This window comes from Streptomyces sp. NPDC007856 (genome assembly GCF_042868225.1).
Taxonomy (GTDB): domain Bacteria; phylum Actinomycetota; class Actinomycetes; order Streptomycetales; family Streptomycetaceae; genus Streptomyces.
Window position 1 is genome coordinate 40,609 of sequence record NZ_JBIAEC010000003.1, and the last position, 26,023, is coordinate 66,631.

At 69.6% G+C, this 26,023-nt stretch carries 20 protein-coding genes and 7 tRNA genes; 15 read left to right on the forward strand and 12 right to left on the reverse strand.

Features of this window, described 5'->3' with window-relative positions; translation table 11 throughout:
* Window positions 1-2 precede the first annotated feature (2 nt).
* The 4 genes from ACFYOH_RS08175 to ACFYOH_RS08190 all read left to right on the forward strand — a co-directional run bounded on the left by ACFYOH_RS08175 (window position 3) and on the right by ACFYOH_RS08190 (window position 1,918).
* A complete protein-coding gene (locus ACFYOH_RS08175) occupies window positions 3-1,556 on the forward strand; it encodes a metallophosphoesterase (RefSeq protein WP_388622415.1) in 1,554 nt (517 codons plus the stop codon).
* Window positions 1,557-1,636: 80 nt separating this feature from the next.
* Window positions 1,637-1,709 (forward strand) — tRNA-Glu (locus ACFYOH_RS08180).
* A gap of 36 nt (window positions 1,710-1,745) precedes the next feature.
* Window positions 1,746-1,820 (forward strand) — tRNA-Asp (locus ACFYOH_RS08185).
* Window positions 1,821-1,844: 24 nt separating this feature from the next.
* Window positions 1,845-1,918, forward strand: a tRNA-Phe gene (locus tag ACFYOH_RS08190).
* A gap of 154 nt (window positions 1,919-2,072) precedes the next feature.
* Here ACFYOH_RS08190 and ACFYOH_RS08195 read toward each other — a convergent pair.
* Window positions 2,073-4,031, reverse strand: coding sequence for a hypothetical protein (locus ACFYOH_RS08195; protein WP_388622417.1), 1,959 nt, complete (start codon window positions 4,029-4,031; stop codon window positions 2,073-2,075).
* 322 nt (window positions 4,032-4,353) lie between these two features.
* Between ACFYOH_RS08195 and ACFYOH_RS08200 the strand changes: the two genes are divergently transcribed.
* The 5 genes from ACFYOH_RS08200 to ACFYOH_RS08220 all read left to right on the forward strand — a co-directional run bounded on the left by ACFYOH_RS08200 (window position 4,354) and on the right by ACFYOH_RS08220 (window position 10,165).
* On the forward strand, window positions 4,354-4,551 hold the full coding sequence (locus tag ACFYOH_RS08200) for a DivIVA domain-containing protein (protein WP_388622418.1): 198 nt from the start codon (window positions 4,354-4,356) through the stop codon (window positions 4,549-4,551).
* Window positions 4,548-4,856 carry a hypothetical protein gene (locus ACFYOH_RS08205; protein WP_388622420.1) on the forward strand — a complete coding sequence of 103 codons (309 nt, stop codon included), beginning with the start codon at window positions 4,548-4,550 and terminating at the stop codon, window positions 4,854-4,856. Before ACFYOH_RS08200 ends, ACFYOH_RS08205 begins: the two co-directional genes overlap by 4 nt.
* Window positions 4,857-4,998: 142 nt before the next feature.
* Complete coding sequence (gene hrpA / locus ACFYOH_RS08210) at window positions 4,999-8,979, forward strand: ATP-dependent RNA helicase HrpA (protein WP_388622422.1); 3,981 nt, start codon at window positions 4,999-5,001, stop codon at window positions 8,977-8,979.
* A gap of 96 nt (window positions 8,980-9,075) precedes the next feature.
* A tRNA-Asp gene (locus tag ACFYOH_RS08215) sits at window positions 9,076-9,150 on the forward strand.
* Between the two features lie 823 nt (window positions 9,151-9,973).
* Window positions 9,974-10,165, forward strand: a complete 192-nt coding sequence (locus ACFYOH_RS08220) for a DUF6274 family protein (protein WP_388622424.1) — start codon at window positions 9,974-9,976, stop codon at window positions 10,163-10,165.
* 459 nt (window positions 10,166-10,624) lie between these two features.
* Here the strand turns inward: ACFYOH_RS08220 and bldC are convergent, their stop codons facing one another.
* Both bldC and ACFYOH_RS08230 read right to left on the reverse strand, forming a co-directional pair.
* Complete coding sequence (bldC, locus tag ACFYOH_RS08225) at window positions 10,625-10,831, reverse strand: developmental transcriptional regulator BldC (protein ID WP_003949541.1); 207 nt, start codon at window positions 10,829-10,831, stop codon at window positions 10,625-10,627.
* Window positions 10,832-11,371: 540 nt separating this feature from the next.
* Window positions 11,372-12,214 (reverse strand): hypothetical protein, encoded by an 843-nt coding sequence (locus tag ACFYOH_RS08230; protein ID WP_388622426.1) that lies wholly within the window; start codon window positions 12,212-12,214, stop codon window positions 11,372-11,374.
* Between the two features lie 200 nt (window positions 12,215-12,414).
* Here ACFYOH_RS08230 and ACFYOH_RS08235 point away from each other — a divergent pair, with 200 nt between their 5' ends.
* Both ACFYOH_RS08235 and ACFYOH_RS08240 read left to right on the forward strand, forming a co-directional pair.
* On the forward strand, window positions 12,415-13,521 hold the full coding sequence (locus ACFYOH_RS08235; RefSeq protein WP_388622427.1) for a Leu/Phe/Val dehydrogenase: 1,107 nt from the start codon (window positions 12,415-12,417) through the stop codon (window positions 13,519-13,521).
* 290 nt (window positions 13,522-13,811) lie between these two features.
* Window positions 13,812-14,066, forward strand: coding sequence for a DUF3073 domain-containing protein (locus ACFYOH_RS08240; RefSeq protein WP_388622429.1), 255 nt, complete (start codon window positions 13,812-13,814; stop codon window positions 14,064-14,066).
* Between the two features lie 170 nt (window positions 14,067-14,236).
* Here the strand turns inward: ACFYOH_RS08240 and purM are convergent, their stop codons facing one another.
* The 7 genes from purM to purS all read right to left on the reverse strand — a co-directional run bounded on the left by purM (window position 14,237) and on the right by purS (window position 21,668).
* The gene (gene purM, locus ACFYOH_RS08245) at window positions 14,237-15,304 is read right to left on the reverse strand and encodes a phosphoribosylformylglycinamidine cyclo-ligase (protein WP_388622431.1); all 1,068 of its coding nucleotides are present in this window, start codon (window positions 15,302-15,304) and stop codon (window positions 14,237-14,239) included.
* Between the two features lie 32 nt (window positions 15,305-15,336).
* Window positions 15,337-16,866, reverse strand: a complete 1,530-nt coding sequence (gene purF, locus ACFYOH_RS08250) for an amidophosphoribosyltransferase (RefSeq protein ID WP_388622433.1) — start codon at window positions 16,864-16,866, stop codon at window positions 15,337-15,339.
* Between the two features lie 201 nt (window positions 16,867-17,067).
* Window positions 17,068-17,526 (reverse strand): META domain-containing protein, encoded by a 459-nt coding sequence (locus ACFYOH_RS08255; RefSeq protein ID WP_388622434.1) that lies wholly within the window; start codon window positions 17,524-17,526, stop codon window positions 17,068-17,070.
* Between the two features lie 35 nt (window positions 17,527-17,561).
* Window positions 17,562-18,359: a sterol carrier family protein gene (locus tag ACFYOH_RS08260; protein WP_388622436.1), complete on the reverse strand. Its 798-nt coding sequence runs from the start codon at window positions 18,357-18,359 to the stop codon at window positions 17,562-17,564.
* 104 nt (window positions 18,360-18,463) lie between these two features.
* Window positions 18,464-20,722: a phosphoribosylformylglycinamidine synthase subunit PurL gene (gene purL / locus ACFYOH_RS08265; protein WP_388622438.1), complete on the reverse strand. Its 2,259-nt coding sequence runs from the start codon at window positions 20,720-20,722 to the stop codon at window positions 18,464-18,466.
* Entirely contained in the window at window positions 20,719-21,399 is a 681-nt protein-coding gene (purQ, locus tag ACFYOH_RS08270; RefSeq protein ID WP_388622440.1) for a phosphoribosylformylglycinamidine synthase subunit PurQ, read from the reverse strand. Before purQ ends, purL begins: the two co-directional genes overlap by 4 nt.
* On the reverse strand, window positions 21,396-21,668 hold the full coding sequence (gene purS, locus ACFYOH_RS08275; protein ID WP_388622442.1) for a phosphoribosylformylglycinamidine synthase subunit PurS: 273 nt from the start codon (window positions 21,666-21,668) through the stop codon (window positions 21,396-21,398). The genes purQ and purS overlap by 4 nt, the downstream gene beginning before the upstream one ends.
* 310 nt (window positions 21,669-21,978) lie before the next feature.
* Here purS and ACFYOH_RS08280 point away from each other — a divergent pair, with 310 nt between their 5' ends.
* The 4 genes from ACFYOH_RS08280 (at window position 21,979) to ACFYOH_RS08295 (ending at window position 23,374) form a co-directional block, all read left to right on the forward strand.
* Window positions 21,979-22,296, forward strand: a complete 318-nt coding sequence (locus ACFYOH_RS08280) for an Lsr2 family protein (protein ID WP_388622444.1) — start codon at window positions 21,979-21,981, stop codon at window positions 22,294-22,296.
* A 203-nt stretch (window positions 22,297-22,499) separates the two neighbouring features.
* A tRNA-Gly gene (locus ACFYOH_RS08285) sits at window positions 22,500-22,571 on the forward strand.
* An 82-nt stretch (window positions 22,572-22,653) separates the two neighbouring features.
* Window positions 22,654-22,729, forward strand: a tRNA-Gly gene (locus ACFYOH_RS08290).
* Between the two features lie 572 nt (window positions 22,730-23,301).
* Window positions 23,302-23,374: transfer RNA gene (locus tag ACFYOH_RS08295), tRNA-Gly, on the forward strand.
* A gap of 45 nt (window positions 23,375-23,419) precedes the next feature.
* On the opposite strand, the gene ACFYOH_RS08300 is transcribed toward ACFYOH_RS08295, so the two are convergent.
* Both ACFYOH_RS08300 and ACFYOH_RS08305 read right to left on the reverse strand, forming a co-directional pair.
* A complete protein-coding gene (locus tag ACFYOH_RS08300) occupies window positions 23,420-24,319 on the reverse strand; it encodes a phosphoribosylaminoimidazolesuccinocarboxamide synthase (protein ID WP_388622446.1) in 900 nt (299 codons plus the stop codon).
* A gap of 92 nt (window positions 24,320-24,411) precedes the next feature.
* Window positions 24,412-25,893: a N,N-dimethylformamidase beta subunit family domain-containing protein gene (locus ACFYOH_RS08305; RefSeq protein WP_388622448.1), complete on the reverse strand. Its 1,482-nt coding sequence runs from the start codon at window positions 25,891-25,893 to the stop codon at window positions 24,412-24,414.
* Window positions 25,894-26,023 lie beyond the last annotated feature (130 nt).

The window sequence follows — 26,023 nt, forward strand, 5'->3', positions numbered from 1 at the left end:
CCATGACGAACCGCATGCGCAGTACGACGATCCCGCTGCGCCCCCGCCGCCGCGGCACCCGCAGGCTCCCCGCGCTGGAACTCGCCGCCCGCCCCCGCCCCTGGCTCCGCGCCCTCGGCCTCACGGCTGTCGTCCTCGTCGGCGCCTGGCTGGGCCTGCTGATCGTCGGAAACGTACGGGCCCCGGTCGGCCCGATGAACACGACGATGGCGCTGCGCCCCTCGTTCACCGGCGGTACGAAGATCAATGTCTCGCCGCTGGGCGCGCTCACCCTGGACAGCCACGTGGCCCCACTCCGCCTGGACGTCAACGTGGACCAGCTGGATCCGCTACGCGCGCAGGCCCTGGTCGACCACCCCGAACGGATCTCCGGCCTCCAGGACGAGGTCGCCAGGGACGTCGAGCACGACACACTGGACCTGGCCCTGCGCTCCTGTGTCGCCGTGGTGGCCGGCGCCTCGGCCCTCGGGCTCGCCGTCTACCGCAGCCCCCGCCGCGCCCTGGCCGCGGGCGGCCTCGCCCTGGCGCTGCTGGCCGCGTCCGGGGCGAGCGCATACGCCACCTGGAACCCGAAGTCGGTCATGGAACCGAAGTTCTCCGGGCTGCTCACCTCGGCACCGGCGGTGGTCGGCAACGCGCGCAGCATCGTCACCGAGTTCGACGTCTACCAGAAGGAGCTGGCCCGTCTGGTGACGAATGTGACGAAGCTCTACGACGTCACCTCCACGCTCCCGGCCTACCAGCCGGACCCCTCCACCATCCGGGTCCTGCACGTGTCGGACATCCACCTCAACCCGGCGAGCTGGAAGATCATCGCCTCGCTGGTGGAGCAGTACAAGGTGAACGTGATCGTCGACTCCGGCGACACGATGGACCACGGTACGGCGGCGGAGAACGGCTTCCTGGACCCCATCCGGGACCTGGGAGCGCCGTACGTCTGGGTGCGGGGCAACCACGACTCCCGGATCACCCAGCGCTACCTGGAGCGGATGAAGAACGTGCACGTTCTGGACGACGGCCGGGCGCAGACGGTCGCGGGCCTGCGTTTCGCGGGCATCGGGGACCCGCAGTTCACCCCCGACCGCTCGGTGGTGCCCGGCGGCAACGCGGCCGAGCAACTGGCAGGCGACCGGCTGGCCAGCGCCCTGCGCGACCAGCGGGCGGCCGGCACCCCGGTCGATGTCGCGATCGCCCATGAGCCGTCGGCGGCCCGTGAGACGGACGGCGCGGTGCCCCTGGTGCTGTGCGGCCATCTGCACCACGAGGGGGACGAGAGGCTGCCCTACGGCACCCGGCTGCGCATGGAGGGTTCCACGGGCGGAAGCGGGCTGCGGGCGCTGGAGCGCGGGTACCCCGCGCCCATCGAGGCCTCGATCCTCTATTTCGACCGCGACAGCCACCGTCTCCAGGCCTGGGACGCGATCAAACTGGGCGGGCTGGGCGAGACAACGGCCGAGGTCAGCCGCCATCTGGCGGACGAGAACCGACCGAGGACCACACCTTCCCCGGGCACCCCCTCGCCCTCCTCCCCCACCTCGTCGGCGCCCTCGCCGTAAACCGTTTTGGCGATACTCCCCGCCATCCCATATGCTTCTCACGTCCCCGACGCGCTGAGAAGCGCCCAGGCGGGCCGATAGCCCTCATCGTCTAGCGGCCTAGGACGCCGCCCTTTCAAGGCGGTAGCACGGGTTCGAATCCCGTTGGGGGCACGCAATACCGTGTGCGACACTGTTGCACGCAAGCTTGGTCCTGTGGAGCAGTTTGGAGTGCTCGCCACCCTGTCAAGGTGGAGGCCGCGGGTTCAAATCCCGTCAGGACCGCTGGTGTTTCACGTGAAACACCGCGGCTGGGTAGCTCAGTTGGTACGAGCGTCCGCCTGAAAAGCGGAAGGTCGCCGGTTCGACCCCGGCCCCAGCCACAACCGCCCTCACAGGGCTTGAGCCCCTCCCCGATTCCGCCGGGGAGGGGCTCTTTCGTGTCGGCCCCCACCGAGGGGGCGAGCCAGCCGGTGGTGATCAGGGCGATGACCTGGGCTTTCCCAGGTCATCGCCCTTCTTTCAGGAGCGTACGACTCAGGGCACGTACGACCGAGTGTTGCTGGCCCACAGGGCGCCGCCCTTACCGGGACCGCCGGTGCTTGTGTAGACGACGAAGTTGCCGTCCGTCTGCAGCAGGCCGTACGCGCCGCTGTGGCCGTTGGTGTGGGTGGACCAGAGCGCGCTGCCGGTGCTCGAGTAGACGACGAGGTTGCCGTCGGTCTGCATGTAGGCGTAGGCGCCGGAGTGCCCGGAAGTGCCGGCGGACCAGATCGCCTTGCCGTCGTGATTGCGGTAGATCACGAAGTTGCCGTCCGGCTGCATCACCAGGCGGGTGTACTGGGTCTGGGCCCACCAGCCGCCCTGGAGCTTCTGACCCGAGCCGATCTTCGTCGACCGCGTGTAAGTGCCGTCCGACCACAGCGAGCCGCCGGTGCCGGGCCCACCGCCGGAGCCGTAGACCACCATGTTGCCGTCGTCCTGCACCAGGAAGTAGGCGCCGCTGTGGCCGTTGGTGTGGGTGGACCAGAGCGCGCTGCCGGTGCTCGAGTAGACGACGAGGTTGCCGTCGGTCTGCATGTAGGCGTAGGCGCCGGAGTGGCCGTTGGTGTGGGTGGACCAGATCGCCGGGCCGCTGCTACTCGTTCCGTTCGTCTTGAGGTAGGCGACCAGGTTGCCGTCGGTACCCATCGCAAGCGTGATGTTCGCGCTGCTCAGACGGTGGCCGGCGGTGAGCTTCCGGCCTGGCTGCAGCGAGTTGACCGTGCCCGCGCCGCCGGCGAAGGCGGTGGCGCCGTTGGGGGTGCCGAGGCCGGTCGGGCCGTCGTAGCCGTTGCCGGCGGTGCACAGGTAGCTCGGTGAGCAGGTGCCGTCGCTGCCCGAGGTGACGTCGTTCAGCGCCGACGTGTGGCCGTAGGGGTACGAGGACGGGTAGCTGTTCGCGGTCGGGGTGCCGGCGAGCGCGTAGGTGGCCGCGATGAGGGGCGAGGAGGCGCTGGTGCCGCCGTAGACGTCCCAGCCGGAGGCGCCGTAGGTGTCGTAGACGGCGACGCCGGTGGCCGGGTCGGCAACCGCGGAGACGTCGGCGACGGTGCGCTTGCCGCAGCCGGTGTCGGACTGCCAGGTGGGCTTGGCCTCGTCGGCGGAGCAGCCGGATCCGGTGCCGTGGGTGCTGTCGTTGGACCAGACCGACTCGCTCCAGCCGCGGGTGTTGCTCGCGCGGCTGAGGGAGGTGCCGCCGACGGCCGTGACGTAGGGGGAGGAGGCCGGGTACTCGGCGCCGTAGTCGCTGTCTCCTGCGCTGACGGTGATGGCGACGCCGGGGTGGTTGAAGTACTGGACGTCAGCGGTGGTCTCGGTCGGATCCTCGGGGCCGCCGAAGGAGTTGGAGACATACTTCGCGCCGAGGGCGACGGCCTCGTTCTCGGCCTTGCCGATGTCCGTCATGTCCGTGGAGGAGGCCTCGACGAGCATGATGTGGCACTGCGGGCAGGCGGCGCTGACCATGTCGAGGTCGAGCGAGATCTCGCCGGCCCAGCCGGTGTCCGCGCTCGGGTAGGTGGTGCCGCCGGTCTGGTTCACCTTCTTGAAGCAGCCGTTGGCCGTGGTGCAGGCGGGGAGGCCGTACTGGGACCGGTAGGCGGCGAGGTCGGACTCGGCGTTGGGGTCGTCCATGGCGTCGACGACCGCGACGGTGCGGCCCGAACCGGCTGTGGAGGACGGCAGGTTGTAGGCGCTCTGCAGGTCCGATGGGCCGTAACCGGACGGAGTGGTGTTCGGGCTGACGCTCAGGTGCTGCACGACGTCGGTGCGCGCCTCGGCGAGGCACGCCACGTGGCCCGGCGTGGTGGCGTGGGCGCACAGGTGTCTGACATGGGACGCCCCGGTGGCCGACGGTGCGGCGGACGCGGTAGCCGTGAGCCATCCGGTCGATATGAGTGCCGTGGTGGACAGCAGGGCGGCGGTGGATGCCGCCCGACGTCTCCTTGAGAGCAAGGAAATGCCCTTCTTGTGGTGGTGACGATGGGGGACCGAGTGGTCTGCCCATACCAATCGGATGCCGCCGATCAATGCCGATGCGAGATCCGGAGACGGGGGGCGCAGGAACGCTAGCCACACAGCCGACCACGAACAACGCGGAACAGGTAAAGCCTTGATCTGAGTTGCTTACGCAGCCGACGCGGTTCAGCCCTATGATCAAGGCGCGCCCCACCTGCACGCGGCCCGAAAAGCGGAAGGTCGCCGGTTCGACCCCGGCCCCAGCCACAGCCAGAAGGCCCGGTTCAGCGAACGGGGCCTTCGTCGTAGGGGGACATTCATGGCAGGCGATTTCCGGGGCTTCGACGTCGCTCGGCGTGGTTACGACCGCGCCCAGGTGGACGCCTATCTGACCCGGCTGGCCGAAGGCACGGCACTCGGAGCGCCGCCACTGTTCGACATCGTCCGGCGTGGGTATGACCGGGCTCAGGTGGACGCACGGGTCGCAGAGCTGCTGAATGGAGGAACGGGGAGATGAGCCAGGACCAGGCCACCGCCGTGACGGGGGACACCCAGCTGGAGAAGGTCCGGGCGCGGTACGGACTGCTCGCGATCGTCGTCAGCAATCTCGCGATCGTCACAGTCGCGATCGTCGGGGTGTGGCGGCTCGACGGGGACAAGTCCGTGATCGTCGGCATACTGACCGCCGCGTTCACCGCCGTGAGCAGCATGACGACCGCCTACCTGGGCATCAAGGCCATCTCCAACACGGCGAAGTCGATCGCGCTGGGCCAGCACAGCGGTGCGCAGGCCTCCGCGCCACCGGCCCAGCGCACGTCCTAGGGAAACCTGCCCAGCGCACGTCCTGGGGAAAGCGCCGGCGTCTCGCCGGGGGGTGTCCCCGCACCCCTTCGGGGCGCTCCCCCCGTACCCCGCGTCAAATGGTTCGCGTGTTTTTCGGGCGGGGTGAGATCCTGGACCGCGTATGTCTACGCATCCCGCCCCCGCTCTCGGCACCCTCGCCCCCCGTCTGACCGAGCTGTCGCTGCGCGACGCACAGCGGCTCGGCCGGCGGCTCGAGGGCGCGCGCAAGATCCGTAAGCCGGAGGCCCGCGCCGCCGTCCTCGCCGAGATCGAGGCGGAGGTCGGCAGGGCCGAGGCCCGCATGGCCGAGCGGCGCTCCCGCGTGCCCGCCGTCGGCTACCCCGAGCAGCTTCCGGTCAGCCAGAAGAAGGACGAGATCGCGGCGGCCATCCGCGATCACCAGGTCGTCATCGTGGCCGGTGAGACCGGTTCCGGAAAGACCACGCAGATCCCGAAGATCTGTCTGGAGCTGGGGCGCGGGGTGCGCGGCATGATCGGGCACACCCAGCCCCGTCGTATCGCCGCCCGTACCGTAGCCGAGCGCGTGGCGGAGGAGCTGAGGACGCCCCTCGGCGAGTCCGTCGGCTGGAAGGTGCGTTTCACCGACCAGGTCAGCCCGGACGCCACCTTCATCAAGCTGATGACGGACGGCATCCTGCTCGCCGAGATCCAGACCGACCGCGAGCTGCGCGCCTACGACACGATCATCATCGACGAGGCCCACGAGCGGTCCCTCAACATCGACTTCCTGCTCGGCTACCTGGCCCAGCTGCTGCCCAGACGGCCGGATCTCAAGGTCGTCATCACCTCGGCGACCATCGACCCCGAGCGCTTCTCCCGGCACTTCGACGACGCCCCGATCGTCGAGGTCAGCGGCCGGACGTACCCGGTCGAGGTGCGCTACCGCCCGCTCCTCGAACAGGACTCGGAGGACACCGACCGGGACCAGATCACCGCGATCTGCGATGCGGTCGAGGAGCTGCAGGGCGAAGGCCAGGGCGACATCCTCGTCTTCCTCTCCGGAGAGCGGGAGATCCGGGACACCGCCGACGCGCTGGAGAAGAAGAAGTACCCTCGCGCCGGAGGCGCTGATTGGCAGGGCACGGAGATCCTGCCCCTCTACGCCCGGCTCTCGCACGCCGAGCAGCACCGGGTCTTCCAGCCGCACACCGGGCGCAGGATCGTTCTGGCCACGAACGTCGCCGAGACGTCCCTGACCGTCCCCGGCATCAAGTACGTCATCGACCCCGGCTTCGCCCGGATCAGCCGCTACAGCCACCGCACCAAGGTCCAGCGGCTGCCCATCGAGCCGATCTCCCAGGCCAGTGCCAACCAGCGCAAGGGCCGCTGCGGCCGTACGAGCGACGGCATCTGCATCCGGCTGTACTCCGAGGACGACTTCCTCGCCCGCCCGGAGTTCACAGACGCGGAGATCCTCCGTACCAACCTGGCCTCCGTCATCCTGCAGATGACCGCGGCGGGCCTCGGCGACATCGAGAAGTTCCCCTTCATCGACCCGCCGGACCACCGCAACATCCGTGACGGCGTACAGCTGCTGCAGGAGCTCGGCGCGCTCGACGCCGCCCAGAAGGACCCGCGCAAGCGCCTCACCGACACCGGCCGCAAGCTGGCCCAGCTGCCCGTCGACCCGCGCCTGGCCCGCATGGTCCTGGAGGCCGACAAGAACGGCTGTGTCCGCGAGGTCATGGTCATCGCGGCCGCGCTGTCCATCCAGGACCCGCGCGAGCGCCCGGCCGACAAGCAGGCGCAGGCCGACCAGCAGCACGCCCGCTTCAAGGATGAGACCAGCGACTTCCTCGCCTACCTCAACCTGTGGCGGTACATCCGCGAGCAGCAGAAGGAGCGGGGATCGAGCTCCTTCCGGCGGATGTGCAAGCAGGAGTACCTGAACTTCCTGCGCATCCGCGAATGGCAGGACATCTACACCCAGCTGCGCACGGTCGCCAAGCAGATGGGCATGCACCTCGAGGAGCCTGCGGCGGGTACCGACGCCCCCGCCGACCGCATCCACACCTCCCTGCTCGCCGGCCTGCTCTCCCACATCGGGATGAAGGACGTACGCGACGGCAACAAGAACGAGTACCTGGGCGCCCGCAACGCCAAGTTCGCGATCTTCCCGGGCTCGGCGCTGTTCAAGAAGCAGCCGAAGTTCGTGATGTCGGCCGAGCTGGTGGAGACGAGCCGGCTCTGGGCGCGGGTCAACGCCAAGATCGAGCCCGAGTGGGTCGAACCGCTCGCCGGACACCTTCTGAAGCGGACGTACAGCGAGCCGCACTGGGAGAAGGACCAGGCGGCCGTGATGGCGTACGAGAAGGTCACGCTGTACGGCGTCCCGATCGTCGCCCAGCGCAAGGTGAACTACGGCCGCATCGACCCGGAGACGAGCCGCGAGCTGTTCATCCGCAACGCGCTGGTGGAGGGCGACTGGCGCACGCATCACAAGTTCTACGCCGACAACCGCAAACTCCTCAGCGAGGTCGAGGAGCTGGAGCACCGGGCGCGGCGCCGGGACATCGTCGTCGACGACGAGACGCTCTTCGACTTCTACGACCAGCGGGTGCCCGAACACGTCGTTTCCGGCGCGCACTTCGACTCCTGGTGGAAGCGGAAGCGGCATGAGCAGCCCGACTTCCTGGACTTCGAGCGGGAGATGCTCATCCGGGAGTCGGCGGAGGCGGTCACCAAGGCCGACTATCCGGACTCCTGGCGGCAGGGGCAGCTGAAGTTCCGGGTGACGTACCAGTTCGAGCCGGGCGCGGACGCGGACGGCGTCACGGTGCACATCCCGCTCCAGGTCCTCAACCAGGTCACGGACGAGGGCTTCGACTGGCAGATCCCGGGCCTGCGCGAGGAGGTCGTGACGGAGCTGATCCGCTCGCTCCCGAAGCCGATCCGCCGTCACTACGTACCGGCGCCGAACTACGCGAAGGCCTTCCTGGAGAAGGCGGTGCCCCTGCAGGAGCCGCTGACGGTGACGATGGCCCGCGAGCTGAAGCGGATGGTCGGCGTCCCGTTCGAGGCGGACGACTTCGACTGGTCCAAGGTCCCCGACCACCTCAGGATCACCTTCCGGATCGTCGACGAGCGGCGCCGGAAGCTGGCCGAGGACAAGGACCTGGAGGCGCTGAAGCTCAGGCTGAAGCCGAAGGCGAGGAAGGCGCTGTCGCAGGCGGCGGCAGCGACCGCGTCCCGGGAGGGCGGCGAGTCGCTGGAGCGCAAGGGGCTGACCGACTGGACGATCGGAAGCCTCACCCGGGTCTTCGAGACCCGCCGGGCCGGCCACCCGGTGAAGGCGTACCCGGCGCTGGTGGACGACGGCGACACGGTCTCGGTGCGGCTCTTCGACACGGAGGCCGAGCAGGCCGAGGCCATGTGGCAGGGCACCCGGCGGCTGATCCTGCGCAACATCCCGGTGAACCCGGCGAAGTTCGCGTCCGAGAAGCTGACGAACGCCCAGAAGCTGGCGCTCTCCGCGAATCCGCACGGCTCCATCCAGGCGTTGTTCGACGACTGCGCGATGGCGGCGGCCGACAAGCTGATCGCGGACTTCGGGGGGCCGGTCTGGGACGAGGAGTCGTACCGGAAGCTGTACGACAAGGTGCGCGCGGAGATCGTCGACACGACGGTCCATACGGTCGCCCAGGTGCAGCAAGTCCTCGCCGCCTGGCAGGCCTGTGAGCGCCGTCTGAAGGCCGTGAGCAGCCCCGCGCTGCTGGCGAACCTGACGGACGTACGCAAGCAGCTGGACGCCCTCGTGAAGCCGGGATTCGTCACCTGGGCGGGCATACGGCGCCTGCCCGATCTGATGCGCTACCTGGTGGCCGCGGACCGGCGTCTGCAGCAGATGCCGACGAACGTCCAGCGGGACACCACGCGCATGGAGAAGGTCCACGAGATGCAGGACGAGTACGCCTGGCTCCTGGAACAGCTTCCGAAGGGCCACCCGGTGCCGTCCTCGGTCCTGGACATCCGCTGGATGATCGAGGAGCTGCGGGTCAGCTACTTCGCCCACGCCCTCGGCACGGCGTACCCCGTCTCCGACAAGCGGATCGTGAAGGCGATCGACGCGGCCGCGCCGTAACCGCTCGGGCACAGGGGGTGAGTTCGACCAGGCGGCCCCACCTCCTGTACAGTCTCTTCTCGCAGCGCAGTGCACAAGCCGAGCGCCGCGAAACCTGGTCCTGTGGAGCAGTTTGGAGTGCTCGCCACCCTGTCAAGGTGGAGGCCGCGGGTTCAAATCCCGTCAGGACCGCATCAAAGAAGGGCCCGCATCCGTCAAGGAAGCGGGCCCTTCGACGTGCCACGGAGGCCGCACCCGCACCGGAGCCCCAATCAGCCAGGGCACATCCCGCCGGGACCGCACCCCCGAAGGCCCCACACTCACCACACAACCGGGCCCAACAACCTCCCACCCAGGCCGCACCGCTCCGGAGCCGCAATCGGTCAGGGCACATCCCGCCAGGACCACCCCCCTGAAGGTCCCACACCCACCACACAACCGGGCCCAACACCCCCCACGAGGCCGCACCCGCGGCACAGCCGCAATCGGACAAGGCAAACCCCGCCAGGACCACACCCCGAAGGCCCCACACCCACCACACAACCCCGCCCAACACCCCCCACCGAGGCCCCACCCACGGCACAGCCGCAATCAGGCCGGGCAAATAGCCAGGACCACACCCCCGAAGGCCCCACACCCACCACACAACCCCGCCCAACACCCCCCACCGAGGCCGCTCCCGCGGCGGAGCCGCGATCGGACAAGGCACATCCCGTCAGGACCGCACCGAAGAAGGGCGCGTGTCCGCAGCCGGACGCGGGCCCTTCCGTAGGCCGGCACATCGCGTTGGCCTCTTCGTGCCGGTCCGTGTCCAGCCCGTCCGGCGATTGGGGACGAGGCCCGTTCAGGGCCGTGGCGGGGGTCCGGGGGCGCAGCCCCAGGGGGTCCGGTCGGGGGCACCCCCGGGAAGCGGCTGAACCGGCGGAGCCACCCCGTGCCCTTGACGACGTCACATTCCGCCGGTACCCAGAAGACAAGGCCCGCGTACCTCTACGGGGGCCCCTGGAGGTGGGGTATGGCGGCTTCGGGCAGGCATGAGACGCGGGCGCTGCTCAGGGCCCATCTGGCGGCCGCCTCGTCCTACCGGCATCTGACCCGCCGCTGCCCCGTCTGCCATCACCTGCTGCGGCTCGCACTGGACGCCGGCCCCCGGTACCAGGAGACGGGCGAGGAGGCCGTCGCGGACGAACGTCCCCGTACCGCGTGACCATCTGCGGCCTCAACACCCGTACGTGCGTGGGACCCTGGAACACAGGCTTCCACTAGCGCACACACGCCGGAGGCAACAAGCATCCCGGCATGTGACGGGAGTCACCGCATGAGTTTTTGAAAGGGCGGTACTTAACCCCGTCCTACAACTGGTCAATTTAATATGTGCAATTGCACCACCCTCAGGGCTCACGCACAGCCGTTCCGACAGCCCTGACCAGACTCCGACAAGGCCGCGCACAGAGACGCATCCGCACCCCGACCAGCGCACAAAAAGATCGCGCTGGACCCGGCGGAGTCCAGCGCGATCTACGACGCACCCTGTGTCGCTGCCTGCAACGTTCTCTTCGGCTTGGGCGAGGGCCCTGTTGGGGCAGGTCCCGCGTCGCTTGGAGCTAGGGTTTCGGGCGCCTCGGCCGGTTGGGGGACCTGCCGGTTTGCCCGTTTATTCGGTTGTTCAGGCCTCGCTGCGCTGCTGCGGGATGCCCGCGAGCAGTGCGCGGACCTCGGCCTCGCGGTAGCGGCGGTGCCCGCCGAGCGTGCGGATGGACGTAAGCTTGCCGGCCTTCGCCCACCGCGTGACCGTCTTCGGGTCGACGCGGAACATCGTGGCGACCTCAGCCGGGGTCAGCAGCGGCTCGGCATCAGGGGTGCGAGCGGTCATGAGCGGCCTCCTCGGGAGAACCGAACCTTCTCGGTTCTTTCCTCTAAATTCTGCACCTTGACCCGCGTTGCCCGAAATGGCGGACGCGAGTCGAGTCGGTTATAGGACGAACGGCTTGTCCTCGGCACTACAACTACACCATCTGTCCAGCCGCGTCGGCCAAACCGATGGAATTGCCCTCCCAGGTGTTCATCAGCGACGGAAGCCGATGGACCATGCCATAGCGGACAGTCACGCCACTGTGACGATCAGTCACAGTGGCGATCAGGAGTCACGAGACCCCCCAAAGCGTGCAATGCGGAGTTTCCGCCCACAATGGAACACAGCTGGACGGACGGAGTCTCCCCCGGACTCCTTGTCCTATTTTGGCATGAGGAGCGGCAAGCGGCGCAAGGGCCGCGTAAGTGCCGTCCATCACCCTTGGGGCAAAAGTCCGGATCGGGACCAACGTCCCGTCACAGGGTCAAGTGGCCTAGACCGTACGTCGTTCGACGCCGTTTGGGCCGTGACGTACGTCACTCTTCGAGCGATTCCGGCACTTCAGTTCGCCGAACGCCGGTCCCGGACCGCCCGCCACCGCTCCACGAGCCGCACATAGGCCTCGCCGGCTGCCGCGCCGTCGCCCATGCGCAACGCCTCGATGCCCTCGGCCACGTCCGCCGCCGAGTGGTCGCCCTCCAGCTCACCGGCCGGCAGCACATGCACCAGGCCGCCGTAGTCCAGCTCCACCAGCGAGCGCGGATGGAACTCCTCCAGCCAGCGGCCGACGTCCACCAGGCCGTCGATCAGCGGGCCCTCCTCGACGGCGTCCTTCAGCGTGCGCAGCGCCCGCGCCACCCGCCGCCGGGCCTGCACCATGGGCGTGCGGTAGCGCAGCAGCGGCGGCACCTCGGCGGTGCCCTTCTCGTAGCGCCGCTCCTCGTCGGAGACCAGCACGAACCAGTTCAGCGGCACCTGCCAGGTCGCCGTACGGATCCACGGGCGGGCGTCGGGGTTGCGGGCCAGCCAGCGCTCGTAGTCCTGGGCCGCCTGGCGCCGCACGACCGGCGGCAGCACCGCGTCCAGCACCGGCGCGGGCAGCTCCTCCGCCAGCTCGCCGAGCGCCTGCCAGCCGCGCAGCCGGGTCCGCCAGGGGCAGACGCAGACCACGCCGTCGACCTCCAGCACGAAGGCGTCGCTGCTCTCGTGCACCGGCACCGCGACCGGCGGGGTGGGCAGCAAGTCGGCCAGGGAACGGCGCAGTTCGTCCTGGTAGGAGGGGCGGTCGGGGCGGCGGGCGTAGCGCGTCCAGTGGCCGCGCTCCGGCTCCGGGAAGGCGCCCAGCGGCTCGTACACACGCAGGTACGCGGCATAGGGGACGACCACGGAGGACACCTTCGGCACGCCTGCTCCCTCCCCATCGGGCCCGGCTCGAAACCACTGCAAATCGTGCCATGGTCATGCGTGCGGACGAGGCGCGGCAGAGTGATCCTGAACACTGCACGGATGGTGGTCGCGCCAAGGCTCTACGCTCATGCCACGGCACCCCGCCACCCGTACGGGGTCCGACCCCACTCGCCGCTATTTACACAGGAGTCACCACAGTGACCGACGTAACCGGCGCGTCTGCTGATGTCCTGCACACCCTGTTCCACTCGGACCAGGGCGGCCATGAGCAGGTCGTGCTCTGCCAGGACCGCGCCACCGGCCTCAAGGCCGTGATCGCCATCCACTCCACCGCCCTGGGCCCTGCCCTCGGCGGCACGCGCTTCTACCCCTACGCGACCGAGGCCGAGGCCATCGCCGACGCCCTCAACCTCGCGCGCGGCATGTCGTACAAGAACGCCATGGCCGGCCTCGACCACGGCGGCGGGAAGGCCGTGATCATCGGCGACCCGGAGCGCGACAAGACCGAGGAGCTGCTCCTCGCCTACGGCCGCATGGTCGCCTCGCTCGGCGGGCGCTATGTCACCGCGTGCGACGTCGGCACGTACGTCGCCGACATGGACGTCGTGGCCCGCGAGTGCCGCTGGACCACCGGCCGGTCCCCGGAGAACGGCGGGGCCGGTGACTCCTCCGTGCTCACCGCCTTCGGCGTCTACCAGGGCATGCGCGCCTCCGCCCAGCACCTGTGGGGCGACCCCTCGCTGCGCGGCCGCAAGGTCGGCATCGCCGGCGTCGGCAAGGTCGGCCACCACCTGGTGAAGCACCTACGGGACGAGGGCGCCGAGGTCGTCATCACGGACGTGCGCGCGGACGCCGTCCGGCGGATCGTCGACCAGTACCCGGAGGGCGTGACGGCGGTCGCCGACACCGAGGAGCTGATCCGGGTCGAGGGGCTCGACATCTACGCCCCCTGCGCGCTCGGCGGCGCCCTGAACGACGCCAGCGTGCCGGTGCTCACCGCCAAGGTGGTGTGCGGCGCGGCCAACAACCAGCTCGCGCACCCGGGCGTGGAGAAGGACCTCGCGGACCGCGGCATCCTCTACGCGCCGGACTACGTGGTGAACGCCGGCGGAGTGATCCAGGTGGCCGACGAGTTGCACGGGTTCGACTTCGACCGGTGCAAGGCCAAGGCGGCGAAGATCTTCGACACTACCCTGGCAATCTTCGCTCGTGCGAAGGAAGACGGGATTCCGCCGGCCGCCGCGGCCGACCGGATCGCCGAGCAGCGGATGGCCGACGCGCGCGGCAGCCGCGCCGCGCACTGAGTCCGTCGCACAGGTGAGCGGTACCCGCCGGTGGGGACTTGGAGAGAACTCTCACTTCCATCGGCGGGTCGTTCCCCGATAAGTGGTTAAAATCGCCACTGACCAGCGAGGACGGGGCGCCTCGAAGGTCCAGGGCACACGCGCGTGCTGCGGGCGACGTACCGTATGGGCGCGGGCTCAGGTACCGTGGAAGCCCTACGGACCGGCCTCTCCACGGAGAGTCCGTTCCGGATCATGAACGCGTGTCAGACTCTGGGGCCGTCGAGCCCCGTCGTTGAGGGGGTCGAGCCATGGGGCGCGGCCGGGCCAAGGCCAAGCAGACGAAGGTCGCCCGCCAGCTGAAGTACAACAGCGGCGGGACGGACCTCTCACGCCTGGCCGAGGAGCTGGGCGCATCGACGTCGAACCAGTCGCCGAACGGCGACCGCTTCGAGGACGCCGATGAGCATGACGACGACGACCTGTACTCCCGTTACGCCGACCTCTACGAGGACGACGACGAGGACGAGGACGAAGGTCCCGCACAGCACCGTCGAGGCGCTTGACCTTGCACTGAGCATCAGTCCGGTCGGTGGCACAGCCACCGACCGGCTTCTGTGCTGTCTGCCGGATCATCACAGCCGGCGGGATCACCACGGTCCGCGGGATCACCGCCGTCCGCGGGATCACCGGCGGCCAGAGGACCGCCGGCGTCCCCGGATCGCCGGCGCCCGGATCAGGCGGCGTAGTCCCCCACCAGCTCCGCGCCCGTCTCCTTGCCGCCGCGGTCGGTGATCTCGCCGGCCACCCAGGCGTCGACGCCGCGGTCGGCCAGGGTCGCGAGCGCCACCTCGGTGGACTCCGCGGGGACGATCGCCATCATGCCCACACCCATGTTGAGGGTCTTCTCCAGCTCCAGGCGCTCGACGTTCCCGGTCCTGCCGACCAGGTCGAAGATCGCGCCCGGGGTCCAGGTGGAACGGTCCACGCGCGCGTGCAGCGCGTCGGGGATCACCCGGGCCAGGTTGGCCGCGAGTCCGCCGCCGGTGATGTGCGAGAACGCGTGCACGTCCGTGGTGCGGGTCAGCGCCAGGCAGTCCAGCGAGTAGATCTTGGTGGGCTCCAGCAGCTCCTCGCCGAGGGTGCGGCCGAGCTCCGCCACTTCCGTCTCCAGGGCCAGGCCGGCCGTGTTCAGCAGGACGTGGCGGACCAGGGAGTACCCGTTCGAGTGAAGCCCGGAGGACGCCATGGCGATCACCGCGTCGCCCTTGCGGATGCGATCCGCGCCGAGCAGCCGGTCGGCCTCCACGACGCCCGTACCGGCCCCGGCGACGTCGAAGTCGTCCGCACCCAGCAGCCCCGGGTGTTCGGCCGTCTCGCCGCCCACCAGGGCGCATCCGGCGAGCACACAGCCCTCCGCGATGCCCTTCACGATCGCCGCGACGCGCTCGGGGTGGACCTTGCCGACGCAGATGTAGTCCGTCATGAACAGCGGCTCGGCGCCGCACACCACGATGTCGTCCATGACCATGGCGACCAGGTCGTGGCCGATGGTGTCGTAGACGCCCATGCGGCGCGCGACGTCCACCTTCGTGCCGACGCCGTCCGTGGCGGAGGCGAGCAGCGGGCGCTCGTAGCGCTTGAGGGCGGAGGCGTCGAAGAGCCCGGCGAAGCCGCCGAGGCCGCCGAGGACCTCGGGGCGCTGGGTCTTCTTCACCCACTCCTTCATCAGCTCGACCGCGCGGTCGCCCGCCTCGATGTCGACGCCCGCCGCTGCGTAGCTGGCACCAGTTGTCTCAGACATGACTGTGAGAGCTTTCGTGTCGTACTGCGGTGTTACGGGCGACGGATCGCGTCGGCCGCGGCCGTGGCGGCGGGACCGGCCGCCAGCTCGGTCTCCAGGAGCTGCTTGCCGAGCAGCTCGGGGTCCGGCAGTTCCATCGGGTACTCGCCGTCGAAGCAGGCGCGGCACAGGTTCGGCTTGGCGATGGTGGTCGCCTCGATCATGCCGTCGATGGAGATGTAGGCGAGCGAGTCGGCGCCGAGCGAGGTGCCGATCTCCTCGATGGTCATGCCGTTGGCGATCAGCTCCGCGCGCGTGGCGAAGTCGATGCCGAAGAAACAGGGCCACTTCACGGGCGGCGAGGAGATCCGGATGTGGACCTCGGCGGCGCCGGCCTCGCGGAGCATGCGGACCAGGGCCCGCTGGGTGTTGCCGCGCACGATCGAGTCGTCGACGACGACCAGGCGCTTGCCCTTGATGACTTCCTTCAGCGGGTTCAGCTTCAGGCGGATGCCGAGCTGGCGGATGGTCTGCGAGGGCTGGATGAAGGTACGGCCGACGTACGCGTTCTTCACCAGACCCGCGCCGAAGGGGATGCCGGAGGCCTCCGCGTAGCCGATGGCGGCCGGGGTGCCGGACTCCGGGGTCGCTATGACCAGGTCGGCCTCGACGGGCGCTTCCTTGGCCAGCCGGCGGCCCATCTCCACGCGGGACAGGTACACGTTCCGGCCGGCGATGTCGGTGTCCGGGCGGGCCAGGTACACATACTCGAAGACGCAGCCCTTGGGCTTCGCTTCTGCGAATCGAGAGCTGCGCAGACCGTTCTCGTCGATGGCGACGAACTCGCCCGGCTCGATCTCGCGGACGAAGCTGGCACCGCAGATGTCCAGGGCGGCGGACTCGGAGGCGACCACCCAGCCGCGCTCCAGACGGCCGAGGACCAGCGGGCGGATGCCCTGCGGGTCACGGGCGGCGTACAGGGTCTGCTCGTCCATGAAGACGAGGGAGAAGGCACCCCGCACCTTCGGGAGGACCTGGTGGGCCGCCTCCTCGATGGTCAGCGGCTTGCCGTCCTCGTCGACCTGGGCGGCGAGCAGCGCCGTCAGCAGGTCGGTGTCATTGGTGGCCGCGACCCGGCTGGAGCGGCTGTTGCTGTCGTTCGGCAGGTCGGCGACCATCTCGGCGAGCTGCGCCGTGTTGACCAGGTTGCCGTTGTGGCCGAGCGCGATCGAACCGTGCGCGGTGGCCCGGAACGTCGGCTGGGCGTTCTCCCACACGGAGGCGCCGGTGGTCGAGTAGCGGGCGTGACCGACCGCGATATGACCCTGGAGCGAACCGAGCGAGGTCTCGTCGAAGACCTGGGAGACCAGGCCCATGTCCTTGAAGACGAGGATCTGGGAGCCGTTGCTGACCGCGATTCCCGCGGATTCCTGACCCCGGTGCTGGAGGGCGTAGAGCCCGAAGTACGTGAGCTTTGCGACCTCTTCACCCGGAGCCCAGACACCGAAGACGCCGCAAGCGTCCTGGGGGCCCTTCTCGCCGGGAAGCAGATCGTGATTGAGTCGACCGTCACCACGTGGCACGCCACCGAGTGTAGGCGAGGTCGACCACTGGTCCGAATTGGGGATACGTGCCTTTGACGGACAAGCGCTTCCCGATCACCTTGGCGGTTTCCGCGTTTGCGCAGGTCAACGAGGTGCGCTCGCGGTTCTGAGCGTCGGAGGCGGCGCTGCGGGCGCCGGTCGCGGGCCGGTTCGCCCGGGGAGTGAGTGAGGTGTCGCACATCATCCGGGCGCGTTGCGGCTGAGGTGGATGCGGTCGCCGTCGCCGTCCGTGAGCGTCAGTTTCGCGTGTTGCGTCTCGGCGACGAGCGTGCCCGTGGTGAGCGCGCGGGCGAGCGCGCGCTCGAAGTCCATCCGGTCCGGGGCGCAGGCCATCCGGGTCGTGCGCAGGTCGCCGAAGGTGAGGTGGTCGCCGTGCACGGTGACCCGCGCGCTGAACTGGTTGCAGCCGAGGTTGCCTGCCGCCTTGCCGTCCGCGTCGATGCGCAGGCGGGCCGCGGCGGGCGCGTGCCGGGTCGTACCGCCGACGGTCAGGCTGTCGACCCGCCAGTCGACGCCGGTCACGGGCTGCTGGACGGTCACCGCACCACTGTCCGCCCTCCCGTTGCCGCACGCCACCGTGAGGACGGCGAGCACGGCGGCCGCCGGCGCGAGGATCATGCGCTGCTTGTACCGGTTCATAACGATTCGACGGTAGACCGGCCGGACCGGTTCCGCTACGCCATCAGCGGCAGCAGCCCCCCGATGTCCGCCCGCTCCCCACTGGCGCTCACCTTGGCCTCCTCCAGGGCGTCCTGCCAGCTCAGACGGCCGGTGGCGAGCCGGATCCAGGTCAGCGGGTCGGTCTCCACGACGTTGGGCGGGGTGCCGCGGGTGTGGCGGGGCCCCTCGACGCACTGCACCACGGCGTACGGCGGCACCCGCACCTCCGTGGAGCCGCCGGGCGCCTTCGCGGCGAGGGCGTCGGCGAGCAGCCGGGTGGCGGCGGCCAGAGCCTGGCGGTCGTACGGGATCTGCAGGCCCGGGAGGGCGGCGTTGAGGTCGTCGGTGTGGACGACGAGTTCGGCGGCGCGGGTGACCAGATAGTCGTCCAGGGGCATGGCACCGGCGCTCGTCTGCAGGATCCGGGTGCCGGGGTGCTCGGCGAGCAGGGCGCGCGTCGACCGGTCGACCTCCGTGAGGTAGGCGCCGAGGTCGGGGTGTTCGCCGGACAGGTTCCGGGTGAACTCGTCGATGGCGGCGGCGTTGGCCGAGGTGGCGAAGGGCCAGTCGAGCAGGACGGCGTCCGCCTTGGCCGGCTCGGGCAGGGCGAGCGAGCGGTGGACGGCGGTGAGCGCCATGCCGATGTGCACGGCCAGGTCGCGTACGGTCCACTCGCCGAGCCGGGTGGGCAGCGCGAGCTGCTCCCGGGTGAGGCCGCGCACGGCCTCCCTGACGTTTCCGAACTGGGCCAGGACCGCGGCACGGGTCCTGGCGGGGTCATAGCTGCGGGCACGCTTCCTGGCCGGTGGCATGGCGGTGAGCCTATGCCTTCACGGCGTTCTCCCTCGCCGTGCGGCCGCATGCGGAAGACCCCGTCCGGCTCTCCGGACGGGGCCCTCACATGGCCGTACGGCGATTACGCCAGCAGCGCCGGAATGGTCTCCTCGTGAGCCTTCCGCAGCTCCTCCGGGGTGAGCGCGAACTCGCCCTGGACCTCGACCGCGTCTCCGTCCACGACACCGATCCGGGTGGCCGGCAGGCCCCGCGCACCGCACATGTCGTTGAAGCGGACCTCCTCCGAGCGCGGCACCGCGACGATCGCGCGGCCGGCCGACTCGGAGAACAGGAAGGTGAAGGCGTCCAGGCCGTCCGGTACGACCAGCCGCGCGCCCTTGCCGCCGAGCAGCGCGGACTCCACGACCGCCTGCACCAGGCCGCCGTCGGACAGGTCGTGCGCGGAGTCGATCATGCCGTCGCGGGAGGCGGAGATCAGGATCTCGGCCAGCAGGCGCTCGCGCTCCAGGTCGACCTTCGGGGGCAGGCCGCCGAGGTGGTCGTGGACCACCTGGGACCAGGCCGAGCCGCCGAACTCCTCGCGGGTGTCGCCGAGGAGGTAGAGCAGCTGGCCCTCCTCCTGGAAGGCGACCGGCGTGCGGCGCGCGACATCGTCGATCACGCCCAGGACCGCGACCACCGGGGTCGGGTGGATGGCCGCCTCGCCCGTCTGGTTGTAGAGCGAGACGTTGCCGCCGGTCACCGGGGTGCCCAGCTGCTGACAGGCGTCCGCCAGACCACGCACGGCCTCGGCGAACTGCCACATCACCGCCGGGTCCTCGGGCGAGCCGAAGTTCAGGCAGTCGGAGACGGCGAGGGGCTTGGCACCGGTGGTGGCCACATTGCGGTAGGCCTCGGCCAGGGCCAGCTGCGCGCCCGTGTACGGGTCGAGCTTGGCGTAACGGCCGTTGCCGTCCGTGGCGATGGCGACACCGAGGCCGGTCTCCTCGTCCACGCGGATCATGCCGGAGTCCTCCGGCTGCGCGAGGACGGTGTTGCCCTGCACGAGGTGGTCGTACTGCTGGGTGATCCACCTCTTGGAGGCCTGGTTGGGGGAGGCGACCAGCTTCAGGACCTGGTCCTTCAGCTCCTCGCTCGTCTCCGGCCGCGGCAGCTTGTTCGCATCGTCGGCCTGCAGGGCGTCCTGCCAGTCCGGGCGGGCGTACGGACGCTCGTACGTCGGGCCCTCGTGGGCCACCGTGCGCGGGTCGACGTCCACGATCTTCTCGCCGTGCCAGAAGATCTCCAGCCGGTCGCCGTCGGTCACCTCACCGATGACGGTGGCGATGACGTCCCACTTCGCGCAGATCTCCAGGAAGCGGTCGACCTTCTCCGGCTCCACGACCGCGCACATGCGTTCCTGCGACTCGCTCATGAGGATCTCCTCGGGCGAGAGCGTGGAGTCGCGCAGCGGGACGTCGTCCAGGGTGACGCTCATGCCGCCGGAGCCGTTCGAGGCCAGCTCGGAGGTGGCGCAGGAGAGACCGGCGGCACCGAGGTCCTGGATGCCGACGACCAGCTTCTCCTTGAACGCCTCCAGGGTGCACTCGATGAGCAGCTTCTCCTGGAAGGGGTCGCCGACCTGCACGGCCGGACGCTTCGACGGCTTGGCGTCGTCGAAGGTCTCGGAGGCCAGGATCGACGCGCCGCCGATGCCGTCGCCGCCGGTCCGGGCGCCGTACAGGATGACCTTGTTGCCCGCGCCGGAGGCCTTGGCGAGGTGGATGTCCTCGTGCCGCATCACACCGATGGCACCGGCGTTGACCAGCGGGTTGCCCTGGTAGCAGGCGTCGAAGACGACCTCGCCGCCGATGTTGGGCAGGCCCAGGCAGTTGCCGTAGCCGCCGATGCCCGCGACCACGCCCGGGAGCACCCGCTTGGTGTCCGGGTGGTCCGCCGCGCCGAAGCGCAGGGGGTCGACCACGGCGACCGGGCGGGCGCCCATCGCGATGATGTCGCGGACGATGCCGCCGACACCCGTGGCCGCGCCCTGGTAGGGCTCGACGTACGAGGGGTGGTTGTGCGACTCGACCTTGAAGGTCACTGCGTAACCCTGGCCGACGTCCACCACGCCCGCGTTCTCGCCGATGCCGACGAGCAGGGCGTCCGACTGGGGCGCCTTCTCGCCGAACTGGCGCAGGTGGACCTTGGAGGACTTGTACGAGCAGTGCTCGGACCACATGACCGAGTACATGGCGAGCTCGGCGCCGGTCGGGCGGCGGCCGAGGATCTCGACCACACGCTCGTACTCGTCCTTCTTCAGGCCGAGTTCGGCCCAGGGCAGCTCGACGTCGGGGGTCGCGGCCGCGTGCTCGACCGTGTCCAGAGGCGTCCGGCTCATGCGTTGACCAGCTTCTTGAGGATCGAGGTGAAGAACGGGAGCCCGTCGGTACGGCCCGTACCGACCAGCGGCTCGACGGCGTGCTCGGGGTGCGGCATGAGGCCTACGACGTTCCCGGCCTCGTTGGTGATGCCGGCGATGTCCCGCAGCGAGCCGTTCGGGTTGAAGTCGAGGTAACGGAAGACGACACGGCCCTCCGCCTCCAGCTTGTCCAGCGTGTACTCGTCGGCGACGTACCGGCCGTCCATGTTCTTCAGCGGGATGTGGATCTCCTGGCCGGCGCGGTAGTCGCTGGTCCAGGAGGTCTCCGCGTTCTCCACCCGCAGCTTCTGGTCGCGGCAGATGAAGTGGAGGTGGTCGTTGCCGAGCATCGCGCCCGGGAGGAGGTGGGCCTCGGTGAGGACCTGGAAGCCGTTGCAGATGCCGAGCACCGGAAGTCCGGCCTTCGCCTGCTCGATGACCGTCTCCATCACCGGCGAGAACCGGGAGATGGCACCGGCGCGCAGATAGTCGCCATAGGAGAAACCGCCGGGCAGGACCACGGCGTCGACCTGCTTGAGGTCCTTGTCCTTGTGCCACAGGGCGACCGGTTCGGCGCCCGCGAGGCGGATCGCGCGCTGGGCGTCCTGATCGTCAAGGCTGCCCGGGAAAGTGACGACGCCAATACGAGCGGTCACTTGGCCGCCTCCGCGACTTCCGCGGCCTCTTCCACCTTGACGGTGAAGTCCTCGATCACCGTGTTGGCGAGGAAGGATTCCGCGAGATCGTGGATGCGGGCGAGCGTGGCCTCGTCGACCGGCCCGTCAACTTCCAGTTCGAAACGCTTTCCCTGACGTACGTCCGAGATCCCTTCGAATCCCAGGCGCGGCAGCGCACGCTGGACCGCCTGGCCCTGGGGGTCGAGGATCTCCGGCTTGAGCATGACGTCGACTACGACGCGTGCCACTGGCACTCCCGGTGTGTGGTGCTGAGCAGGTCCCTTCAGACTACCCGCACAAAATTTCTACGCGGGTAGAGTTGTAGGAAACTACGTGAGGCGCATCACGATCGGGTGTCGAAGCCGTACTCCCGTGAAAAGTTCTGGGAAAGTTCCCCAGTCCGCCCCGTTCGCCTATTGTCTTCGGACACGCGGACGGATTTAGTCGGGCTTCACTTTGCATTGCCGAGCACTGTACAAATGAATTGGCAATAGCCGATACTCGGCACGTCGTCGCCGGTGAGCTGTATCGACGTGCCGCACGAAGGGACCGATATTCGTGGCGCAAAAGGTCGTGGTCACGCTCTTTGACGACATCGACGGCTCGGAAGCGGCGGAAACGATCGCCTTCGGACTCGACGGGAAGTCGTACGAGATCGACCTGAACGAAACCAACGCCAAGAAACTGCGCAAGGCGCTCGCGCCCTACGTCGAGGCCGGCCGCAAGCGGTCGCGGTCCGGCAAGGCGTTCAAGCAGACGGAGGTCGCCCCCGACCCGGCGGCCGTCCGCGCCTGGGCCCAGGCCAACAAGATGGACGTCCCCGCCCGCGGACGCATCCCCAAGAAGGTCTACGAGGCGTTCAGCGCCGCGCAGTGAGGCGTGCCGGGAGCCGTCGTGAGCGGCCGCCGCATGAGCCCGCGAAGGGGCAGTCCTCAGGGTTCGTCAGCGGACCCTGAGGGCCGCGCACTTGGGCATACCGGGCACCAGGGGAAGCCGACTTGCGTCACCCCCCTGTTGATCAGCTAATGTCTGGAGCACGCCGAGGGGCGAGGCCGGAAAGCCGAAACCCCGAGGAGCGTGCGGGTGTAGTTCAGTAGCAGAACATCCCCCTTCCAGGGGGAAGGCGCAGTGTGCGATTCCTGTCACCCGCTCCGGCACCGGTTGTCACGACCACTCTTGTGGATCAGGTAGGCTGGTGCTCGCACCGATCGGTGGGAGCCGGTCGGGAGCAGTGCGGACGTAGCTCAGTTGGTAGAGCGCAACCTTGCCAAGGTTGAGGTCGCGAGTTCGAGCCTCGTCGTCCGCTCCAGGGAAAGCCCCGGTCATAGCGACCGGGGCTTTTTTCGTGTCCCCTGTGATCGCGCCGGATCTTCGGATACCGGGCATCTTCTGATACTCGGCATCATCGGATACCGGGCGCCGGTGCTGTGAAGGACGCCACATCTGCGCGCGCCGAAGTGCCCTCCTGCCAGGTGCTGATCGTCACCGGGCCCGGGCTGCCGGGCCGCCTGGAACCGGCGCTCGCGGCCGGTGTGCGTGGGTTCGTCCTGACGGCCGTCAGCGCCCAGCGGCTCGCCTGGATCTCTGGACCGTGCATCGACCGTGCACGCCGGACACCCTTGTGCGGACCCGGGGTTGGCCGCCCGACGCGATCTCCGTCAGGGCTGCCCTCCAGCGCCTCGGCTTCCCGTACGGTCGGCGCTCGCGGCCGACGGGGCGCCCGGTCGCGGAGATCGCCGAACGGGCCGCGCCGGCCTTGGTGACCGTGCGGGATCGCCGCTCCTCGGCCGTCCCGAAGCCCGGCACCGGAAACCGACGCGCGGCGGTGCGTCTCACACACGACCGAGGTTGGGTATAGTTGCTCTCGCGCCACGGCGCAACGCGGACGTAGCTCAGTTGGTAGAGCGCAACCTTGCCAAGGTTGAGGTCGCGAGTTCGAGCCTCGTCGTCCGCTCTGGAAGAAGACCCCGGTCCAATGGACCGGGGTCTTTTCGTGTTGCTAGCTCCAGCTGAGGCCGGTGAGGCGCTCGTACGCCTCCACGTACTTCTGCCGAGTCGCCTGCACGACCTCCTCGGGCAGCGGCGGCGGGGGCTGCTCGCTCTTGCGGTCCCAGCCGGAGGCGGCGGAGGTCAGCCAGTCCCGGACGAACTGCTTGTCGTACGACGGCTGGGCGCGGCCCGGCTGCCACCGGTCGGCCGGCCAGAAGCGGGAGGAGTCCGGGGTGAGGACCTCGTCCGCGAGGACCAGGGCGTCGCCGTCGAAGCCGAACTCGAACTTGGTGTCCGCCAGGATGATCCCCCGGTCGCGGGCGATGTCCCGGGCCCGCGAGTACACGGCGAGGGTCGCCTGGCGCAGCTGGGCGGCGGTGTCGGCGCCGACCTGGCGGGCGACCTCCTCGTAGGAGACGTTCTCGTCGTGCTCGCCGACCTCGGCCTTGGTGGCCGGGGTGAAGATCGGAGCGGGGAGCTCCGAGCCGTCCACGAGGCCTTCAGGGAGGGCGAGGCCGCAGACCGTACGGGACTCCTCGTACTCGACCAGGCCGGAGCCGGTGAGATAGCCGCGGGCCACGCACTCCACCGGGACCATCTTCAGCTGCTTGCACACCAGCGTGCGGCCCGCCCAGTCGGCGGGGGCGCCCTCGGGCACCTCGGTGCTGATCACGTGGTTGGGGGCCAGGTCCCGCAGCTGGTCGAACCACCACAGGGAGAGCTGGGTGAGGACACGGCCCTTGTCGGGGATCTCCGTGGGCAGCACCCAGTCGTACGCGGACATGCGGTCGCTGGCGACCATCACGAGGTCGCCCGCCTCGTTCTGGTACAGCTCGCGCACCTTTCCGGTGTGCAGGTGCACCAGGCCCGGAACCTGGATCGGCTCGGGCTTTTCTACGAATCCGGACACGGTTCCTCCCCGTGGTTCTGTCCAAGTGCCTCGATTCTCCCTTATCGGGGGGATCGGTTTCGGCCAGGGGGTCGTGCGCGGTCCGCCGGCGGTCAGTCGCGTTTGCAGATGCGGTCGAGGAGGTTCGCCGTGGCGCGCTGGACACGGGGGTCCACATGGCCGGGGCGGTCCAGGGCCGGGGACCAGGCGAAGGTGCCGGAGGCGAAGACCCAGGCGCCGGAGGGGGCGCGGTACAGGGAGGTCTCCTGGTGGCGCAGGACGCCGTCGTTGTCGGTGTACGGGGAGTGGGCGAGCAGGATGCGCTCCTCGTGCGCGGGCAGCGGGGTGCGCGGGAAGTACCGGTCGGCCTCGCCGGCGACCAGGCCCTCGATCTCGTCACCCTCGCGCGCGCCGGTCGCCTCCCACAGCCAGTGGTCGGCGTTGCGGACGACCAGCGGATGCGGCTCGGGCACCCGGCCCGCGTACTGGATGCCGACCAGCTGCTGCTCGGGCCGGTCGATCTCGCGCCAGAGGACCGGCTTGCCGGGTCCCTTGCGCTTACGGCAGGTCAGCAGGCGGTCCGGGACACCGGACGGGGAGGGGCCCAGCTCCACCTGCCAGTACATGGTGTTGGCGGAGAGGAAGACCAGTGAGGTGCCGTGGTCGCGGGCGTCCTCCACGGCCCGGCGCATCGGCACCGACCAGTACTCGTCGTGCCCGGGGAAGACCAGGCCCCGGTAACGGCCGGGGTCGACGCGGCCGGCGTGCAGATCGCGGGCGTCGGCGTAGGCGAGGTCGTAGCCGTAGCGCTCGGCCCAGCGGATGAAGTCGTAGGCGTGCCCGACGTGCAGGGGCAGGCCGGCGCCCGCGTACGGCCGGTCGAAGGAGACCGTGGTCGCGGCGTCGGCCTCGCCGAGCAGCCGGCCCCTGTCGTCCCAGGCGTGGTACAGACTGGCGCCGGTGCGGCCGTCCTCCGGATACAGGTTGTACGCCTGCCAGGTGATGTCCGGCAGCAGCAGGAGCAGGTCGGCGGGGTGGTCGTCGCGGACCGTGAACGGCACGTGGGAGCGGTAGCCGTCGGTGGTGGTGAGGACGGCCACATAGGCGCCGATGGGCCAGTGGGAGGGCACCTGGAGGCGCCAGGACAGCCACCAGTGGTGACAGGAGACCGTGCGGTCGGCGGTCAGCGGCGGGGCCTGGACGATCCCGGACAGCCGCGGACTGGTGGTGATCTTCGCGGCGCCGTCGCCGCCGTAGTGGCCGATCCGGTAGATGTCGACGCTGAACTCCTGGGGCGGGTCGACCGTGACGTGGAAGTCGATCGCCGCGCCGGGCGTGACCGCGCCGGTCGCGGTGAACCCCTTGATCTGGCGGTGCACGTCGTCCGCCGAGCGGGGGCCGGGCACACGCGGGGCGGCACCGACCCCTTTCAGCGGCTGCGGGCTCGGTTCGACGTACCAGGGCACGACATGGCCCGTGTCGTCGAAGTAGGTCTCACTGCCGCGCAGCCAGGGCACCGGGCCCTGGCCGAAGGGGTCCGTGACGGCGTGCGCGAGCGCTCCCGACTCCCAGCGGCGGATGTGGTCCGAGGCCATGGTCGCTCCCCTCCCTCATGCCCCCCGTGTCGTCCTGTCTCGGTGGTGCTCGACGTGCTCTCTGTGCTCGCCGTGCCCGGTGTGCTCGGTGGTACGCGCAGTCCTCGGGCGTGCTGTCGTATGTCGCACG

What these genes read in the sequence shown, in the direction of transcription:
- ACFYOH_RS08175 (WP_388622415.1), top strand. Translation starts at nt 3, where the DNA reads ATGACGAACCGCATGCGCAGTACGACGATCCCGCTGCGCCCCCGCCGC.
- ACFYOH_RS08200 (WP_388622418.1), top strand. Translation starts at nt 4,354, where the DNA reads ATGGCAGGCGATTTCCGGGGCTTCGACGTCGCTCGGCGTGGTTACGAC.
- ACFYOH_RS08205 (WP_388622420.1), top strand. Translation starts at nt 4,548, where the DNA reads ATGAGCCAGGACCAGGCCACCGCCGTGACGGGGGACACCCAGCTGGAG.
- hrpA (WP_388622422.1), top strand. Translation starts at nt 4,999, where the DNA reads ATGTCTACGCATCCCGCCCCCGCTCTCGGCACCCTCGCCCCCCGTCTG.
- ACFYOH_RS08220 (WP_388622424.1), top strand. Translation starts at nt 9,974, where the DNA reads ATGGCGGCTTCGGGCAGGCATGAGACGCGGGCGCTGCTCAGGGCCCAT.
- bldC (WP_003949541.1), bottom strand. Translation starts at nt 10,831, where the DNA reads ATGACCGCTCGCACCCCTGATGCCGAGCCGCTGCTGACCCCGGCTGAG.
- ACFYOH_RS08240 (WP_388622429.1), top strand. Translation starts at nt 13,812, where the DNA reads ATGGGGCGCGGCCGGGCCAAGGCCAAGCAGACGAAGGTCGCCCGCCAG.
- purM (WP_388622431.1), bottom strand. Translation starts at nt 15,304, where the DNA reads ATGTCTGAGACAACTGGTGCCAGCTACGCAGCGGCGGGCGTCGACATC.
- ACFYOH_RS08255 (WP_388622434.1), bottom strand. Translation starts at nt 17,526, where the DNA reads ATGAACCGGTACAAGCAGCGCATGATCCTCGCGCCGGCGGCCGCCGTG.
- ACFYOH_RS08260 (WP_388622436.1), bottom strand. Translation starts at nt 18,359, where the DNA reads ATGCCACCGGCCAGGAAGCGTGCCCGCAGCTATGACCCCGCCAGGACC.
- purL (WP_388622438.1), bottom strand. Translation starts at nt 20,722, where the DNA reads ATGAGCCGGACGCCTCTGGACACGGTCGAGCACGCGGCCGCGACCCCC.
- ACFYOH_RS08305 (WP_388622448.1), bottom strand. Translation starts at nt 25,893, where the DNA reads ATGGCCTCGGACCACATCCGCCGCTGGGAGTCGGGAGCGCTCGCGCAC.